The sequence below is a fragment of the Pseudomonas sp. TSRC2-2 genome, from assembly GCF_049897785.1.
Classification (GTDB): domain Bacteria; phylum Pseudomonadota; class Gammaproteobacteria; order Pseudomonadales; family Pseudomonadaceae; genus Aquipseudomonas.
The window spans coordinates 534952-552271 of sequence record NZ_JAFCWZ010000002.1; the positions used below are offsets into that span (position 1 = coordinate 534952).

General features: G+C 59.8%; 16 protein-coding genes. 8 read left to right on the forward strand and 8 right to left on the reverse strand.

Annotated elements, in window-relative coordinates; genetic code table 11:
* Positions 1-48 precede the first annotated feature (48 nt).
* From ispC to rpsB, 7 genes are all read right to left on the reverse strand, one after another.
* The gene (gene ispC, locus ACP7D9_RS05585; protein WP_426156085.1) at positions 49-1239 is read right to left on the reverse strand and encodes a 1-deoxy-D-xylulose-5-phosphate reductoisomerase; all 1191 of its coding nucleotides are present in this window, start codon (positions 1237-1239) and stop codon (positions 49-51) included.
* A complete protein-coding gene (locus ACP7D9_RS05590; protein ID WP_101157868.1) occupies positions 1236-2042 on the reverse strand; it encodes a phosphatidate cytidylyltransferase in 807 nt (268 codons plus the stop codon). Before ACP7D9_RS05590 ends, ispC begins: the two co-directional genes overlap by 4 nt.
* Positions 2042-2797 carry a polyprenyl diphosphate synthase gene (gene uppS / locus ACP7D9_RS05595; protein WP_039762463.1) on the reverse strand — a complete coding sequence of 252 codons (756 nt, stop codon included), beginning with the start codon at positions 2795-2797 and terminating at the stop codon, positions 2042-2044. The genes ACP7D9_RS05590 and uppS overlap by 1 nt, the downstream gene beginning before the upstream one ends.
* Positions 2798-2811: 14 nt before the next feature.
* Positions 2812-3369 carry a ribosome recycling factor gene (gene frr / locus ACP7D9_RS05600; RefSeq protein ID WP_101157866.1) on the reverse strand — a complete coding sequence of 186 codons (558 nt, stop codon included), beginning with the start codon at positions 3367-3369 and terminating at the stop codon, positions 2812-2814.
* On the reverse strand, positions 3366-4109 hold the full coding sequence (pyrH, locus tag ACP7D9_RS05605; protein ID WP_003222124.1) for a UMP kinase: 744 nt from the start codon (positions 4107-4109) through the stop codon (positions 3366-3368). Before pyrH ends, frr begins: the two co-directional genes overlap by 4 nt.
* A 210-nt stretch (positions 4110-4319) precedes the next feature.
* Positions 4320-5183 carry a translation elongation factor Ts gene (gene tsf / locus ACP7D9_RS05610; protein WP_016771476.1) on the reverse strand — a complete coding sequence of 288 codons (864 nt, stop codon included), beginning with the start codon at positions 5181-5183 and terminating at the stop codon, positions 4320-4322.
* 191 nt (positions 5184-5374) lie between these two features.
* Positions 5375-6112: a 30S ribosomal protein S2 gene (gene rpsB, locus ACP7D9_RS05615; protein WP_003222119.1), complete on the reverse strand. Its 738-nt coding sequence runs from the start codon at positions 6110-6112 to the stop codon at positions 5375-5377.
* A 373-nt stretch (positions 6113-6485) separates the two neighbouring features.
* Between rpsB and map the strand changes: the two genes are divergently transcribed.
* The 4 genes from map (at position 6486) to ACP7D9_RS05635 (ending at position 12138) form a co-directional block, all read left to right on the forward strand.
* Positions 6486-7268: a type I methionyl aminopeptidase gene (map, locus tag ACP7D9_RS05620; protein WP_101157864.1), complete on the forward strand. Its 783-nt coding sequence runs from the start codon at positions 6486-6488 to the stop codon at positions 7266-7268.
* Between the two features lie 40 nt (positions 7269-7308).
* On the forward strand, positions 7309-10011 hold the full coding sequence (locus tag ACP7D9_RS05625; protein ID WP_426156089.1) for a [protein-PII] uridylyltransferase: 2703 nt from the start codon (positions 7309-7311) through the stop codon (positions 10009-10011).
* Positions 10012-10054: 43 nt separating this feature from the next.
* Positions 10055-11254 (forward strand): succinyldiaminopimelate transaminase, encoded by a 1200-nt coding sequence (dapC, locus tag ACP7D9_RS05630; RefSeq protein ID WP_101157860.1) that lies wholly within the window; start codon positions 10055-10057, stop codon positions 11252-11254.
* A gap of 149 nt (positions 11255-11403) precedes the next feature.
* Positions 11404-12138 carry a M12 family metallopeptidase gene (locus ACP7D9_RS05635; protein ID WP_101157858.1) on the forward strand — a complete coding sequence of 245 codons (735 nt, stop codon included), beginning with the start codon at positions 11404-11406 and terminating at the stop codon, positions 12136-12138.
* Between the two features lie 8 nt (positions 12139-12146).
* On the opposite strand, the gene ACP7D9_RS05640 is transcribed toward ACP7D9_RS05635, so the two are convergent.
* Positions 12147-13778 carry a Na+/H+ antiporter gene (locus tag ACP7D9_RS05640; RefSeq protein ID WP_101157856.1) on the reverse strand — a complete coding sequence of 544 codons (1632 nt, stop codon included), beginning with the start codon at positions 13776-13778 and terminating at the stop codon, positions 12147-12149.
* 292 nt (positions 13779-14070) lie between these two features.
* Between ACP7D9_RS05640 and ACP7D9_RS05645 the strand changes: the two genes are divergently transcribed.
* The 4 genes from ACP7D9_RS05645 to ACP7D9_RS05660 all read left to right on the forward strand — a co-directional run bounded on the left by ACP7D9_RS05645 (position 14071) and on the right by ACP7D9_RS05660 (position 17232).
* Complete coding sequence (locus ACP7D9_RS05645; protein ID WP_093104271.1) at positions 14071-14433, forward strand: ArsC family reductase; 363 nt, start codon at positions 14071-14073, stop codon at positions 14431-14433.
* Positions 14434-14464: 31 nt separating this feature from the next.
* Entirely contained in the window at positions 14465-15499 is a 1035-nt protein-coding gene (gene dapD, locus ACP7D9_RS05650; protein ID WP_073476070.1) for a 2,3,4,5-tetrahydropyridine-2,6-dicarboxylate N-succinyltransferase, read from the forward strand.
* A gap of 126 nt (positions 15500-15625) precedes the next feature.
* Positions 15626-16831, forward strand: a complete 1206-nt coding sequence (locus ACP7D9_RS05655) for an aminotransferase class V-fold PLP-dependent enzyme (RefSeq protein WP_426156093.1) — start codon at positions 15626-15628, stop codon at positions 16829-16831.
* On the forward strand, positions 16828-17232 hold the full coding sequence (locus tag ACP7D9_RS05660; RefSeq protein ID WP_426156095.1) for a SufE family protein: 405 nt from the start codon (positions 16828-16830) through the stop codon (positions 17230-17232). The genes ACP7D9_RS05655 and ACP7D9_RS05660 overlap by 4 nt, the downstream gene beginning before the upstream one ends.
* The last annotated feature ends 88 nt before the right edge of the window (positions 17233-17320 follow it).

The window sequence follows — 17320 nt, forward strand, 5'->3', positions numbered from 1 at the left end:
TTCTCCGCAATCCTGTTCAGTGTCGCGTGTCGCCATTGAGTTGCAAAACTATCGGCCGTGCCGACTCAACCATTGCTCAGCCAGCATTCGCGCTTTAGCGTCCGCCGTAAACACGGCGTCGAGGTCGCTCAGCGCCACCACCGCCTCCAGATTCAAGACTTCCTCGATGATACTCGCGATTTCCAGATAGCGGACCCGTCCGTCGAGAAACGCTGCCACGGCCACTTCATTGGCCGCGTTGAGCATCGCCGGAGCGCTGTCACCAGCTACCGCCGCTTGACGAGCCAACCGCAGGCAGGGGAAACGACCCTCATCGGGCGCCTCGAAATCCAGTCGCGCAATGGCAAACAGATCCAGTGGCGGTACGCCGGAGTCGATGCGCTCCGGCCAGGCCAAAGCGTTGGCGATCGGCGTGCGCATGTCAGGGTTACCCAACTGCGCCAATACCGAGCCGTCCACATAATCGACCAGAGAATGAATCACGCTCTGCGGATGGATCACCACCTCGACTTGCGCAGGTTTGGCATCGAACAACCAGCAGGCTTCGATCAGTTCGAGACCCTTGTTCATCATGCTCGCCGAATCCACGGAGATCTTGCGCCCCATCGACCAGTTCGGATGCGCGCAAGCCTGCTCAGGCGAAACATGCGCCAACTCGGCCATCGGCGTCTGCCGGAAAGGACCGCCTGAGGCTGTCAACAATATCCGCCGCACCCCCACCGAGCTCAAGCCGCGCGAGAAATCCACTGGCATGCACTGAAAAATCGCGTTGTGCTCACTGTCGATCGGCAGCAGAACCGAGCCGCTTTTGCGCACGGCCTGCATGAACAGAGCGCCGGACATTACCAATGCTTCTTTATTGGCCAAGAGAATCTTCTTGCCCGCCTCGACTGCCGCCAGGGTCGGACGCAGCCCGGCCGCACCGACAATGGCTGCCATCACCGCGTCGACTTCAGGCGCCGAGGCGACCTGACACAAGCCCTCCTCACCTACCAATACGCGAGTCGGCAAGCCGGCTGCACGCAAGTCATCCTGCAAACCGCGCGCCGCAGCACCTTCGGGCACTACGGCAAATTGCGGGACATGACGCACGCATAACGCGAGCAACTCGCTGAGGCGCGAGAAGCCACTCAATGCGAAAACCTGATAACGCTCAGGATGACGTGCGATCACATCCAGAGTGCTCAGACCAATCGAACCGGTCGCACCCAACACCGTAATCTGCTGGGGGCGACTCACGGTGCGGCCATCCAGAGCAATACGGCAAATACCGGAATGGCAGCGGTCAGGCTGTCGATACGATCCAGCACACCGCCATGCCCGGGCAACAGATTACTGCTGTCCTTGATGCCGGATTGACGCTTGAACATGCTTTCGGTCAGATCACCGACCACGGAAATGAAGACGATCAGCGCAGCGCCGATCAAGCCTTTGAGCAGCTCGGCCACGGTCCAGTCGCGTACCAGCCCGACAACCGCAGTGATCACCAGACTCAGCGCCAGACCACCGTAAACGCCTTCCCAGCTCTTGCCCGGGCTGACCTGCGGCGCCAGCTTGCGCTTGCCGAACTTGCGCCCGGAAAAGTAAGCACCGATGTCCGCGCCCCAGACCAACACCATCACGGCCATGATCAACCAGTTACCCAGCGGATATTGCTTGATCTGCACCAGGCCCTGCCACGCAGGCAACAGGATCAGCAGGCCAATGACCAACTTGGTCGCCGCTGTGGACCAGTGCGCGCTGGAGCGTGGATACGTCAGCACCAGATATGTCGCAATCGCCCACCAGATCACCGATGCACCGAGCACCCAGGGCGCAAGGCCCGGCAGCACATACATGACGAACAGCATCAAGGCGACCACAGCGGCAAAGCCGACGCGGAACGACTGTGCGGTGAAGCCGGCCAGACGCGCCCATTCCCAGGCACCGAGGCTCACCACCAGGCCGATGAACAGCGCGAAGCCGGCACCTTTGAGCAGGAAAAACCCGCACAAGGCAATCGGCAGCAGGATCAGTGCAGTGATGATTCGTTGTTTAAGCATTAAACCCGGGCTCCAGCTTCGACCTGTTCGCTCGTTTTACCGAAACGACGCTGGCGCGAAGCGAAATCGGCCAGCGCGGTGCGCATGGCTTCGTGTTTGAAGTCCGGCCAGAACAGGTCGGAGAAGTACAGCTCGGCGTAGGCCAGCTGCCACAGCAGGAAATTGCTGATGCGATGCTCGCCACCGGTGCGAATGCACAGGTCAGGCAACGGCAGATCGCCGGTGGCCAGACAGGTCTGCAGCAGATCCGGAGTGATGTCCTCCGGGCGCAAGTGCCCGGCCTGAACCTCACGCGCCAGACGCTGCGCGGCCTGAGCGATATCCCACTGACCGCCATAGTTGGCGGCGATCTGCAGGACAAAGCGATTGGCACCGACCGTCATGGCCTCGGCCTCGCGCATCGCCGCCTGAAGCTCAGGGTGGAAGCGCGAGCGATCGCCAATGATGCGCAGGCTGATGTTGTTGTCGTTGAGGCGCTTGGCCTCGCGACGCAGCGCCTTGAAGAACAGATCCATCAAGGCACTGACCTCATCGGCCGGGCGCTGCCAGTTTTCGCTGGAGAAGGCGAACAGGGTCAGGACCTCGACCTTGGCCTCAGCGCACACCTCAATCACCGCCCGCACAGCATCCACGCCCGCTTTATGCCCGGCGACACCCGGCATAAAGCGTTTTTTCGCCCAGCGATTATTACCATCCATGATGATCGCGACATGGCGCGGCACCGCGGACGGCGCAGTCTGCTTGGTCTTGTCCATTTAAAGCTCGACCCTTATACGGCCATCAGGTCTTTTTCTTTCTCGTCCGTGGCCTTGGTAATCAGGGCCTCGGATTCTTTGGTCAGCTTGTCGATATCAGCGATGGCACGACGCTCTTCGTCTTCGCTGATTTCCTTGTCCTTGACCAGTTTTTTCAGCTCACCCAATGCGTCACGACGAATGTTGCGCACAGCAACGCGCGCGTCTTCGGCTGCGCTGCGGGCCTGCTTGGTGAAGCCTTTACGCGTTTCCTCGGTGAGGGCCGGCATAGGAATCAGCAGCAACTCGCCGAGGTTGGTCGGGTTGAGATTCAGACCGGCGCTCTGGATTGCCTTGTCGACAGCCGCGAGCATGTTGCGCTCGAACGCCACGACCTGCAGGGTGCGCGAATCTTTCACGGTGACGTTGGCGACGCTGCTCAGCGGAGTGTCAGTGCCGTAGTAAGGCACCATGACGCTGCCGAGAATGCTCGGGTGAGCCTTGCCGGTACGGATCTGGCCGAACGCGTGGTTCAGGGATTCCAGGGATTTCTGCATACGCGCTTGGGCGTCTTTCTTGATTTCGTTGATCATTGTTGGCCTTCCTCGATCAAAGTCCCTTCAGCGCCGCCGTGCACAATGTTCAGCAGGGCGCCGGGCTTGTTCATGTTGAATACGCGCAGCGGCATCTTGTGATCGCGGCACAGGCAGATAGCAGTCAGATCCATCACGCCCAGCTTGCGATCCAGTACTTCATCATAAGTCAGATGATCGAACTTCTCGGCATGCGGGTCTTTGAACGGGTCTGCGGTGTAGACGCCATCAACCTTGGTCGCCTTGAGCACAACGTCGGCGTCGATTTCGATCGCACGCAGGCAGGCAGCCGAATCCGTGGTGAAGAACGGATTGCCGGTACCGGCCGCGAAGATCACGACGTCTTTGGAGTTCAGGTGGCGCATGGCTTTGCGGCGATCGTAGTGATCGGTTACGCCAACCATTGAAATGGCCGACATGACGATGGCGGAGATATTGGCACGCTCCAGAGCGTCGCGCATGGCCAGTGCGTTCATTACGGTGGCCAGCATGCCCATGTGGTCGCCGGTGACACGATCCATACCGGCCTTACTCAGGGCTTCGCCACGGAACAGGTTGCCACCGCCGATTACCAGACCGACCTGGACGCCGATGCCAACCAGTTGACCGACTTCCAGCGCCATGCGATCCAGAACCTTTGGATCGATCCCGAACTCTTCCGAGCCCATCAGGGCCTCGCCGCTAAGCTTGAGTAGAATGCGTTTATAGCGAGCCTGATAACCACTGCCCTGCTGAGCCATTGCGAATCTCTCCTGCGGCGTATTTAAAATTCTTTGCGAGCTGTTTACAGCTGGCGTTCACTCTAGCTTGGCGCTGCTGCAGCGCCATCGGAACATGGCTTTGTAAGTCAGTTCCGGACGGAAACCAAATAAAAAATTTGGTACCTCATCTGAAAAGAGGCTGCGCGCGTTAGCGGGCAGCCTCTTTTGGGCGACAGTTGAAAAACCGTCTTATTGCTTGGCGGCAGCCAGCTGGGCAGCAACTTCTTCAGCGAAGTTGTCGACCGGCTTCTCGATGCCTTCGCCTACTTTGAAGTAAGTGAAGGAAACGATTTCTGCGCCGGCTTTCTTGGCCAGCTCGCCAACCTTGACTTCAGGGTTCTTGACGAACGCCTGCTCGACCAGGCTCGCTTCTGCCAGGAACTTGCTGATACGGCCCTTGACCATGTTTTCAACAATGTTTTCTGGCTTGCCTTTGATCTTTTCTTCGTTCAACTGCAGGAACACAGCTTTCTCACGCTCGATCGCTTCGTCGGAGACTTGCGAAGGCAGCAGGAACTCAGGGTTGCTTGCCGCAACGTGCATGGCGATGTCTTTGGCCAGCTCGACGTCACCGCCTTTCAGGACAACCGCAACACCGATCTTGTTACCGTGCAGGTAAGTGCCGACAACGTCACCCTCTACGCGGACCAGACGACGGATGTTGACGTTCTCGCCGACTTTGGCAACCAGAGCTTCACGAGCCGATTCCTGAGCGGCGATCAGCGGAGCTGCGTCGGTCAGTTTTTCGTCGAAAGCTTTTTCTACGCTGGCAGCAACGAAGTTCTTGAAGTCGTCTTGCAGGGCCAGGAAGTCGGTCTGCGAGTTGACTTCCAGCAGCACGGCTGCCTTGTCATTCGATTTGATGGCGATTGCGCCTTCAGCGGCAACGTTGCCGGCTTTTTTCGCAGCCTTGATCGCGCCCGAAGCACGCATGTCATCAATGGCTTTTTCGATGTCGCCGTCAGCCTTTTCCAGGGCTTTCTTGCAATCCATCATGCCTTCGCCGGTACGCTCGCGCAGTTCTTTGACCAACGCCGCAGTAATTGCTGCCATTTTCAAATTCCTCTTGGATAGGTTTTCAACCATTCCACCCGATCGAACGGGCGATCAATTCTTCCCGAACCAACTTGTAGCTGCTGCACGTTACAGACGCTGTAGCTGCGCTGCCGACAAATGGTTTTCGAGGTGGCAAAAAGGGGGCCAAGCCCCCTTTTTGCTTACTGAGTCAACGCCAGGGGCGTCGATTACTCAGCTGCAGCCTGAGTTTCTTCGGCTGCGAATTCAACAGTACCGCCAGCAACATTGTTGCGACCACGGATAACTGCGTCAGCCATCGAACCCATGTACAGCTGGATAGCGCGGATTGCGTCATCGTTGCCTGGGATGATGTAGTCAACGCCTTCCGGGCTGCTGTTGGTATCGACAACACCGATAACCGGGATGCCCAGCTTGTTGGCTTCGGTGATCGCGATGCGCTCGTGGTCAACGTCGATCACGAACAGTGCGTCAGGCAGACCGCCCATGTCCTTGATGCCGCCCAGCGAACGATCCAGCTTCTCAAGATCACGGGAGCGCATCAGCGCTTCTTTCTTGGTCAGCTTGGCGAAAGTACCGTCTTCGGCTTGAACTTCAAGGTCACGCAGACGCTTGATGGAAGCACGAATGGTCTTGAAGTTGGTCAGCATGCCGCCCAACCAGCGGTGATCGACGTACGGCGAACCGCAACGTGCTGCTTCTTCAGCAACGATCTTGCCAGCGGAACGCTTGGTGCCGACGAACAGAATCTTGTTTTTGCCCTGGGCCAGACGCTCTACGAAAGTCAGAGCTTCGTTGAACATTGGCAGGGTTTTTTCAAGGTTGATGATGTGAATCTTGTTACGCGCGCCGAAAATGTACTTGCCCATTTTCGGATTCCAGTAACGGGTTTGGTGACCGAAGTGCACACCGGCCTTCAGCATATCGCGCATGTTGACTTGGGACATGATAGTTCCTTGATAAGTCGGGTTTGGCCTCCACGTATCCCAATGACCAACCAGAGGCATAAAGCCCAAGGCACCCAGGTCATCGTGTCGACACGTGTGTGGATTTAAGCTTTTCGGGGCATCCCCGGAAAGCGGCGCATTTTATACCACAGGGTGCGCAGAAACGGAAACCGGAATCTGTATTCCCTCCGGCGACATGGACGCAGCCCCCTTGGAATCGGTTCGATGGGCACCATTGTATAGACACAAGCCAGACAGGCAGGCGCAGTTTTGCGCCTCCCGTCTGATAGAATCGCGTTTTTCAGGGTCGCAAAATCCACACCTGCCACCCAATTCGTATCCGTAAGCGCCGCCGAGCGCAGAGAGAGCCTGTATGACCGTCAACCTCAAAACCCCCGAGGACATCGCTGGCATGCGTGTCGCCGGCAAACTGGCCGCCGATGTGCTGGAAATGATTGCCGAACATGTCAAACCGGGCGTGACCACCGATCAGCTCAACCAGATCTGCCACGACTACATCGTCAATGTGCAGGAAGCCATCCCCGCCCCGCTCAACTACAAGGGCTACCCGAAGTCGATCTGCACCTCGATCAACCACGTGGTCTGCCACGGCATCCCGAACGACAAGCCGCTGAAAAACGGCGACACGCTGAACATCGACGTCACCGTGATCAAGGACGGCTACCACGGTGATACCAGCCGCATGTTCCACGTCGGCGAAGTGCCGGTCTGGGCCGAGCGTCTGTCGCAGGTCACCCAGGAATGCATGTACAAGGCCATCGAGATCGTCAAGCCCGGTTGCCGCCTCGGCGACATCGGTGAAGTGATCCAGAAGCATGCGGAAAAAAATGGTTTCTCGGTGGTGCGCGAGTTCTGCGGTCACGGTATCGGTAAGGTCTTCCACGAAGAACCGCAAATCCTGCACTACGGTCGCGCCGGCACCGGCATGGAACTGAAGGCGGGCATGACCTTCACCATCGAGCCGATGATCAACCAGGGCAAGGCCGACACCAAGGTACTCGGCGACGGCTGGACTGCAATCACCAAGGACCGCAAGCTCTCGGCCCAGTGGGAACATACCCTGCTGGTCACCGACACTGGCTATGAGATCTTCACTTTGCGCAGCGATGACACCATCGCGCGCATCTCGGCCTGACACTCAGAACGCTCCCAGCCTATAGAAGGAAAGCCAATCGATGCCGCAGGTGGATCCCGAACTCTTCGACCGCGGCCAGTTCCAGGCTGAACTGGCCCTCAAAGCGAGTCCTATCGCGGCGTTCAAGAAGGCGATCCGCCAGGCCCGCGAGGTCCTCGACACGCGCTTTCGCAATGGCCGCGACATCCGCCGCCTGATCGAAGACCGTGCCTGGTTTGTCGACAACATCCTGCAAAAGGCCTGGGAGCAGTTCAACTGGAGCGAAGACGCCGATATCGCTCTGGTGGCGGTCGGCGGCTACGGCCGCGGCGAACTGCACCCCTACTCCGATATCGATCTGCTGATCCTGCTCGACAGTGCCGACCACGAAGTTTTCCGCGATTCCATCGAGCGTTTTCTGACGCTGTTGTGGGACATTGGCCTGGAAGTCGGCCAGAGCGTGCGTTCGGTCGACGAATGCGCCGAAGAGGCCCGCGCCGATCTGACCGTGGTCACCAATCTGATGGAAAGTCGCACCATCTGCGGCCCCGAGCGTCTGCGCCAGCGCATGCTCGACGTCACCAGCACCGCGCACATGTGGCCGGCCAAGGAGTTCTTCCTGGCCAAGCGTGCCGAACAAAAGGCTCGTCACCACAAATACAACGACACCGAATACAACCTCGAACCCAACGTCAAAGGCTCGCCCGGTGGCCTGCGCGATATCCAGACGATTCTCTGGGTGGCCCGACGTCAGTACGGCACCCTGAACCTGCGCGCCCTCGCTGGCGAAGGCTTTTTGGTCGAAAGCGAAAACGCCCTGCTCGCTTCCTCGCAGGAATTTCTGTGGAAAGTGCGCTACGCCCTGCACATGCTCGCCGGTCGTTCCGAGGACCGCTTGCTGTTCGATCACCAGCGCACCATTGCCGGCCTGCTCGGCTTTGAAGGAGACGACGCCAAACAGGCGGTCGAAAACTTCATGCAGCAGTACTTCCGTACGGTGATGAGCATTGCCCAACTGAGCGATCTGATCATCCAGCACTTCGAGGAAGTCATCCTCGCTCCGGAAGACGAAGCGCCGCCGCAGCCGATCAACTCGCGCTTCCAATTGCATGACGGCTACATTGAGGCGCGCAACGACAATGTCTTCCGCCGCACGCCGTTCGCCATGCTGGAAATTTTCGTGCTGATGGCCCAGCAGCCGGAAATCAAAGGCGTGCGCGCCGACACCATTCGTCTGCTGCGCGAACATCGTCATCTGATCGACGACAATTTCCGCAACGACATCCGCAACACCAGCCTGTTCATCGAGCTGTTCAAGTGCAAGATCGGCATCCACCGCAATCTGCGGCGGATGAACCGTTACGGCATTCTTGGGCGCTACTTGCCAGAGTTCGGTTTCATCGTCGGGCAGATGCAGCACGACCTGTTCCACATCTATACGGTCGACGCGCACACGCTGAATCTGATCAAGCACCTGCGCAAACTGCAGTACACCCAGGTTTCGGAGAAATTTCCGCTGGCGGCCAAGCTCATGGCCAAGCTGCCCAAGCCTGAACTGATTTACATGGCCGGCCTGTACCACGACATCGGCAAGGGTCGGCACGGCGATCACTCGGAGATCGGCGCGGTCGATGCCGAGGCGTTCTGCCAGCGCCACCAGTTGCCGGTGTGGGACAGCCGCCTGATCGTCTGGCTGGTGCAGAACCACCTGGTGATGTCCACCACTGCCCAGCGCAAGGATCTGTCCGATCCGCAGGTGATCCACGATTTCGCCCAGACGGTCGGCGATGAAACGCGCCTCGACTACCTCTACGTGCTGACCGTGGCGGATATCAACGCGACCAATCCGACGCTGTGGAATTCATGGCGCGCCAGCCTGCTGCGCCAGCTCTACACCGAAACCAAACGGGCCCTGCGCCGGGGCCTGGAAAATCCAGTGGATCGCGAAGAACAGATTCGCCAGACGCAAAGTGCGGCGCTGGATATTCTGGTGCGCGGTGGCACCGACCCGGATGACGTCGAGCAGCTGTGGGCGCAATTGGGCGATGACTATTTCCTGCGTCATACCGCCGGCGACGTGGCCTGGCACAGCGACGCGATCCTGCAGCAGCCGGTCGATGGCGGGCCGCTGGTGCTGATCAAGGAAACCACCCAGCGCGAGTTCGAGGGCGGCACGCAGATCTTCATTTATGCGCCGGATCAGCACGACTTCTTCGCTGTGACCGTGGCGGCGATGGACCAGCTCAACCTGAACATTCACGACGCGCGGGTCATCACCTCGAGCAGCCAGTTCACCCTCGACACCTACATCGTGCTCGACAACGAAGGCGAATCGATCGGCGATAACCCGGCGCGGATCAAGCAGATCCGCGAGGGCCTCACCGAAGCCCTGCGTAACCCGGACGACTACCCGACGATCATCCAGCGCCGGGTGCCGCGTCAGCTCAAGCATTTTGCCTTTGCCCCGCAAGTGACGATTCACAACGACGCGCAGCGTCCGGTGACCGTGCTGGAACTGACCGCGCCCGACCGGCCGGGCCTGCTGGCGCGGGTCGGGGGGATTTTCCTCGAGTTCGACCTGTCGCTGCAGAACGCCAAGATTGCGACCTTGGGCGAGCGTGTGGAAGACGTGTTCTTCATCACTGACGCGCACAATCAGCCGCTGTCCGACCCGCTGCTGTGCAGCCGTTTGCAGGATGCGATCGTCGAACAGCTGAGCGTCAATCAGGAACCGGATATCAAATTGTCGCGCCTCAGTATTTGATGGCGCCTCGGATTCAAATGGCTTTGCGAGAGACCCAGCCCCGATGAACAACGCTCTGAACCAGCTCCAGCCGTACCCGTTCGAAAAGCTCCGCGCCCTGCTCGGCAGCGTCACGCCGAACCCGGACAAGCGCCCGATCGCCCTGTCGATCGGCGAACCGAAACACCGCTCGCCGAGTTTTGTCGCCGAAGCGCTGGCGAACAATCTGGATCAGATGGCGGTGTACCCGACCACGCTCGGCATCCCGGCACTGCGCGAAGCCATCGCCGGCTGGTGCGAGCGTCGCTTTGGCGTGCCGAACGGCTGGATCGATCCGGCGCGCAACGTGCTGCCGGTCAACGGCACCCGTGAAGCGCTGTTCGCCTTCACCCAGACCGTGGTCAATCGTGGCGACGATGCGTTGGTGGTCAGCCCCAACCCGTTCTATCAGATCTACGAAGGTGCGGCGTTTCTCGCCGGGGCCAAGCCGCACTACCTGCCGTGTCTGGATGAAAACGGCTTCAACCCGGACTTCGATGCTGTAGCGCCAGAGATCTGGCAGCGCTGCCAGATCCTGTTCCTGTGCTCGCCCGGCAACCCGACCGGCGCGCTGATTCCGGTCGAGACCCTGAAGAAGCTGATCGCGCTGGCTGATCAGTACGACTTCGTGATTGCCGCCGACGAGTGCTACAGCGAACTGTACTTCGACGAACAGACCCCGCCGCCGGGCCTGTTGAGTGCTTGCGTCGAACTCGGCCGCAAGGACTTCAAGCGCTGCGTGGTCTTCCACAGCCTGTCCAAGCGCTCCAACCTGCCGGGCCTGCGTTCAGGCTTCGTTGCCGGGGATGCCGACATCCTCAAAGGCTTCCTGCTGTATCGCACCTACCACGGCTGCGCGATGCCGGTGCAGACCCAACTGGCCAGCGTGGCCGCGTGGAATGACGAAGTGCACGTGCGCGCCAACCGTGCGCTGTATCGCGAGAAATTCGATGCGGTGCTGAACATCCTCAGCCCGGTCATGGACGTACAGCGTCCGGATGGCAGCTTCTATCTGTGGCCGAATGTGCAGGGCGATGACGCGGCGTTCTGCCGGGATCTGTTCGAGCACGAACATGTGACCGTGGTGCCTGGCTCGTACCTGTCGCGCGATGTCGATGGCGTCAATCCAGGGGCAGGCCGCGTGCGCATGGCGTTGGTTGCGCCGCTGGCCGAGTGTGTCGAAGCGGCTGAACGCATTCGCGACTTCATTCAGCGCCGCCGGTAACACCCGATCGCCTGTGCCGGGCAATCCGGCACAGGCGATTCAAACATCGCGTAACAGTTCGCCTATTCCTGTACCCCGCCTTTTTGCCGTCCAGACGCTAGTCTTGGACCGCGTCTCCATAGAGCCCTCGACTTCAAGGAAGAAGTGAAATGCAAGAACTCCTGGATTGCCAACTCGTTCAGTGGCCAGACAATCAAGCGGCCTACCTGGCTGCGATCAATGAAAACCCGGCCAACGCCGGCACCGACAGCGCGACCCGTTCGCGCCGCAAGCGATCTGTGCTCGATTACTCAAAATTGTGGGCCAACGGCCGCACCTTGAAGATTGCCTTCATGGATGCGCCCGAGCGCGATCACAAACGCAGAATCATCGACGCGGCCAGCCGTTGGTTACCGTACGTCAACCTCAAGTTTGAATTCGTCGACGATCGGAAAGGCGATATCCGTATCGCCACAAAGAATAATGACAACAGCTCGATGCTCGGCACCGATGCGCTGCTGATTCATCCAGACCACGCGACCATGAATCTGGGAGTCAAACCCGATCATGCCGACTTCGAGGTGATCGTGACCCACGAATTCGGTCATGCTCTCGGAGCACTGCACGAGCACCAGCACCCTCAGGCCAACATTCCGTGGGATAGACCCAAGGTGTATGAGTTCTATCAAAATCGGCCAATGAATCCGCTGACCCGCGAGCAGGTCGACCACAATCTGTTCGCCTCTTTCAACACGCTCGATGCCATTTTCACCGCCTATGACAAGCGTTCGATCATGCATCACCCTGTAGCGAATGCACTAACGGTGGGCGACTGGCACGTCCCGATCAATCGCAAGATCAGCAAAAAAGACAAACGCCTGATGCGACTGCTCTATCCCAAGTGACGCTTGGCCTACTTGACCTGCCCCAGGTTGGCCTCGCTCAGATCCAGCTCCCCCAATACCTCTCTGAGCACATCATCACCGATCTGATGCTGACGGCTCAGGCGATACAACTCGAGGCGTTGCGCGCGCAGCGCCTTGAGACGCAGCCGACGCTCAAGCAGATCCATCTGGAATGCCAGCGCCTGGGCTTCGGCGGAATCGTTGAACACCTCCAGTTGATGGCGATATTCGGACATGATCCGCGCTTTGAGCTCCGCTGCCAGCGCCGCTTGAGCGGCATCCTGCGGCACGACCTCTTCGGTTTCCAGCGAGTGGATCGCAGCTTCAGCAGTCTTGCGCCAGGCATCGCGCACTTCCTGACGACGTTTGTCGTCGGGACTTTTGTCGATGCCGCGCAGCAACAACGGCAGCGCGATACAGGCCGAGACCAGCGACAGCAGAATGACTCCGGCAGCGATGAAGATCAGCAAGTCGCGCTCAGGAAAAGCCTCGGCGCCGATCAGCATCGGCACCGACATCACGCCCGCCAGCGTCACCGCCCCGCGTACACCGCCGACCGTCAGCAACCAGCAGGAGCGCGCCGTTGGCACCTGGGTCAGCTCGCCCTTGCCGCGCAACCGGCGCAGCAACACCGACAGGCGCCAGATGCTCTGTACCCAGATGAATCGCAGCAACACCAGCGCGACGAAAATCGCCAGTACATCGAGGCAGCGATAGAACAGCGTCGGCCACAAGGTGGGTTCGTGGCTGACGACAGCTTTGATGATGTCCGGCAGTTGCAGACCGAGCAGCAAGAAGATCAAGCCGTTGAAAGCGAATTCGAGCAGCGACCAAACGCTGCGATTAAGCAATCGCGTACTGGTCTGGCGCGGCAGCAGATCGAGCCAGCTCTGCATCATCCCCGCCGCCACCGCCGAAAGAATCCCGGAAGCGCCCAGACGTTCGGCCAATACGTACGCGGCGAACGGCAGCAGCAACATGAATACCACGTGAGTGGCCGGGTCATCCCAGCCACGGCTGATCATCCATGCGCGCAGGCGCCCCACCAGCCAGCTCAGTGCCACGCCGACCGCCAGGCCACCGAACGCCACGGCGACGAAGGTCAGACTGGCGTTGGTCAGCGAGAACACGCCTGTCACTGCCGCTGCCAAGGCAAACTTGAAGGTCACCAGACCCGAGGCGTCGTTCATCAGCGCCTCGCCTTGCAGCATGTGCATCAGCGGTGTCGGCAAGCGGTTCTGTGCAATTGCCGAAACCGCCACTGCGTCGGTCGGTGACAAAACCGCCGCCAAGGCAAAAGCGACGGGCAGCGGGATCGTCGGCAACAGCCAATGAATGAAAAATCCGGCACCGACCACTGTGAACAGCACAAGGCCGACGGCCAGGGTCAGTATCGGACCGCGCAATTGCCAGAGCGCGCGTTTGGGCATGCGCCAGCCATCGGAAAACAGCAGTGGCGGCAAAAACAGAAACAGAAACAGCTCGGGATCGAGGGCGACGTGCAGGCCCAAAGTCGGCCAGGCGAGCAAGGCGCCGGCAGCGATCTGCACCAGCGGCAACGGCAACGGGATGACTCGCCCGAGCAGGCGCGAGACGCTGACCAGCGTCAGCAGGATCAGGACGGTGTAAGCAGTTTGCATAAAACGAAAATCTCAGACGGTCGACAGCGTTGAACTGCCATATTAGCGCCTTAGGCTGTGGCTGACCGTTGCACCTATGTCGCAGCCCACCTGCACGGCTCTCGTGTGGTAGCTGCGGCACGCTGCGATTTTTTGATATTTAAAAACAAAATCAAAAGCTCGCAGCCTCGTTTCACTCGTCAGCTCCTACAGGGTTTTGCATTGCCAAATTGCCCTGAGGCGCCGCGAAACCGTCCGGTCATGGCATAATCCGTCACCATTTTTTTCCAGCACCTGTAAAGGGGGCGATTCCTTGGCCGTTTCAAGTAAAACGTTGCACCTTTTCGGCATCAAGGCGTGCGACACCATGAAAAAGGCGCGCACCTGGCTCGATGAACACGCTGTCAGCTATGACTTCCACGATTACAAGACCGCCGGCATTGACCGTGAGCACCTGACCCAATGGTGCGACGAGCACGGTTGGCAAACCGTGTTGAACCGCGCCGGCACGACCTTTCGCAAACTCGACGACGAACGCAAAGCCGATCTCGACCAGTCGAAAGCCATCGAACTGATGCTCGCACAACCCTCGATGATCAAGCGCCCGGTGCTCGATCTCGGTGACCGAACCCTGATTGGCTTCAAGCCAGACATCTACGCGGCCGCTCTGAAGTAAGCAGCCCGTCACTCTTTGTAGAGGTATTCACATGTCCAATTCCCTGTTCAGCATCGCCTTTGGTGTCGGCACCCAGAACCGTCAAGGCGCATGGCTGGAAGTGTTCTACGCCCAGCCACTGCTCAACCCTTCGGCTGAACTGGTCGCGGCTGTTGCGCCGATCCTCGGTTACAGCGAAGGCAACCAGGCCATCACCTTCACCACCGCCCAGGCTGCGCAACTGGCTGAAGCAGTCAAAGGCATCGACGCCGTGCAAGGCAAGCTGCTGACCCGTCTGGCCGAGAGCCACAAGCCACTGGTCGCCACGCTGCTGGCTGAAGATGCACAACTGACCTCCACGCCTGAGGCCTACCTCAAGCTGCATCTGCTCTCGCACCGTCTGGTCAAGCCGCACGGCGTGAGCCTGGCCGGTATTTTCCCGCTGCTGCCGAACGTGGCGTGGACCAGCCAGGGCGCCATCGACCTGAGCGAACTGGCGGAAATGCAACTCGAAGCGCGTCTGCGCGGCGAGCTGCTGGAAGTGTTCTCGGTGGATAAATTCCCGAAAATGACCGACTACGTGGTACCGGCCGGCGTGCGTATCGCTGATGCCGCACGTCTGCGTCTGGGCGCTTATGTCGGCGAAGGCACCACCGTCATGCACGAAGGTTTCATCAACTTCAACGCCGGCACCGAAGGCCCGGGCATGATCGAAGGCCGCGTTTCCGCTGGCGTCTTCGTCGGCAAGGGTTCGGACCTGGGCGGCGGTTGCTCGACCATGGGCACCCTGTCGGGCGGCGGCAACATCGTGATCAAGGTCGGCGAAGGCTGCCTGATCGGCGCCAATGCCGGTATCGGCATTCCGTTGGGCGACCGCAACACTGTCGAGTCAGGCCTGTACGTCACCGCCGGCACCAAGGTTGCACTGCTCGACGAGCACAACAATCTGGTCAAGGTCGTGAAGGCGCGTGAGCTGGCTGGCCAGACTGATCTGCTGTTCCGTCGCAACTCGGAAACCGGTGCCGTGGAATGCAAAACCCACAAATCGGCGATCGAACTGAACGAAGCGCTGCACGCTCACAACTAAGCGCTGTAGGCCTGTGGGAGCGAGCCTGCCCGCGAAGCTTCTGGCGTCCTCAAGGACGCTTTCGCGAGCAGGCTCGCTCCCACGAGGCTTGGCGTACACCCCGCCCAATTTCGCAGGGCTGACCCCATGATGATCCCCTCCCCCTGGCGCGCCGATTTCCCGGCTATCGCCGCACTGCAACGGCAAGACCAGACCTATCTGGACAGCGCCGCCACTACACAAAAACCTCAAGCCCTGCTCGACGCACTGACGCATTACTACGCCAACGGCGCGGCCAATGTGCATCGTGCGCAACACCTGCCCGGTGCGCACGCGACGCAAGCGTTCGAAGACAGTCGGCGCAAGGTTGGCCAATGGCTGAATGCCGGTGACAGCGGGCAAATCATCTTCACCCACGGCGCCACCAGCGCGCTGAATCTGCTGGCTTATGGTCTGGAGCCTCTGTTTCAGCCGGGCGATGAGATTGTCATCAGCGCACTGGAGCATCACGCCAACCTGCTGCCGTGGCAGCAACTGGCGCAACGCCGTCAGCTGAAACTGGTGATCCTGCCGCTGGATGCCGACGGTCTGATCGACCTCGGCGCTGCCGTGCATCTGATCGGCCCGCGCACACGCTTGTTGGCGGTCAGCCAGTTGTCCAATGTGCTCGGCGCCTGGCAGCCACTGACCGCTTTGCTCGGCATGGCCAAGGCGCAGAATGCGCTCACGGTAGTCGATGGCGCGCAAGGTGTGGTGCACGGCCGGCATGATGTACAGGCGCTGGGTTGCGATTTCTATGTATTTTCCAGCCACAAACTGTATGGCCCCGATGGGCTCGGCGTGCTGTTCGGGCGCACCCCTGCGCTGGAGCAATTGCAGCCATGGCAGTTCGGCGGCGAAATGGTGCTCGATGCCAATTATCAGGATTCGCGCTTCCGCCCCGCGCCGTTGGGGTTCGAGGCAGGCACACCGCCGATCGCCAGCGTGATCGGCCTCGGCGCGACTCTGGATTATCTGGCGGGGCTCGATCACGAAGCGGTGTCGGCCCATGAAGCGGCATTGCACGACTATCTGCTGCGTGGGCTTGCCGCACGCAATGGCATTCGCCTGCTGGGCACGCCGCAACTGGCGCTGGCCAGTTTTGTCGTCGACGGCGTGCACAACGCCGATCTCGCGCATCTGCTTACCGAACAAGGCATCGCCGTGCGTGCCGGGCATCACTGCGCCATGCCTTTGATGAAAAGCTTCGAACTGGCCGGCGCGATTCGCGTGTCGCTGGCCCTGTACAACGATTCGGAAGATCTGGAGCGCTTTTTCGAGGCGCTGGATCAGGCGCTGGAGCTGTTGCGATGAGCTTGCCGGTGGACGCGGCCGAAGCGCTGCAGACTTTCCAAAATGCGGCGGGCTGGGAGCAGCGGGCGCGATTGCTGATGCAGTTTGGTGATCGCTTGCCGGCGCTGGATGACGCGCAAAAGAGTGACACCAACCGAGTGCATGGCTGTGAGAGTCAGGTGTGGCTGGTCGGGGAGTTGCGCGACGGGCACTGGCAGTTCAGGGCGAGCAGCGATGCGCGGATGATTCGCGGGTTGGTGGCGTTGCTGCTGTTGCGGGTCAACGGCTTATCAGCGGCGGATTTGCAGCAGGTGGATCTGCCGGAGTGGTTCAACCAGTTGGGATTGTCGCGGCAGTTGTCGCCTTCGCGCAGTAATGGCTTGAATGCCGTGCTCCAGCGGATGAATGAATTGGCCGGTTAGTCGCCATCGCTGGCAAGCCAGCTCCCACAGGGGATTTTTTTACACCACAGATCCAATGTGGGAGCGGGCTTGCTCGCGAAGGGGCCAG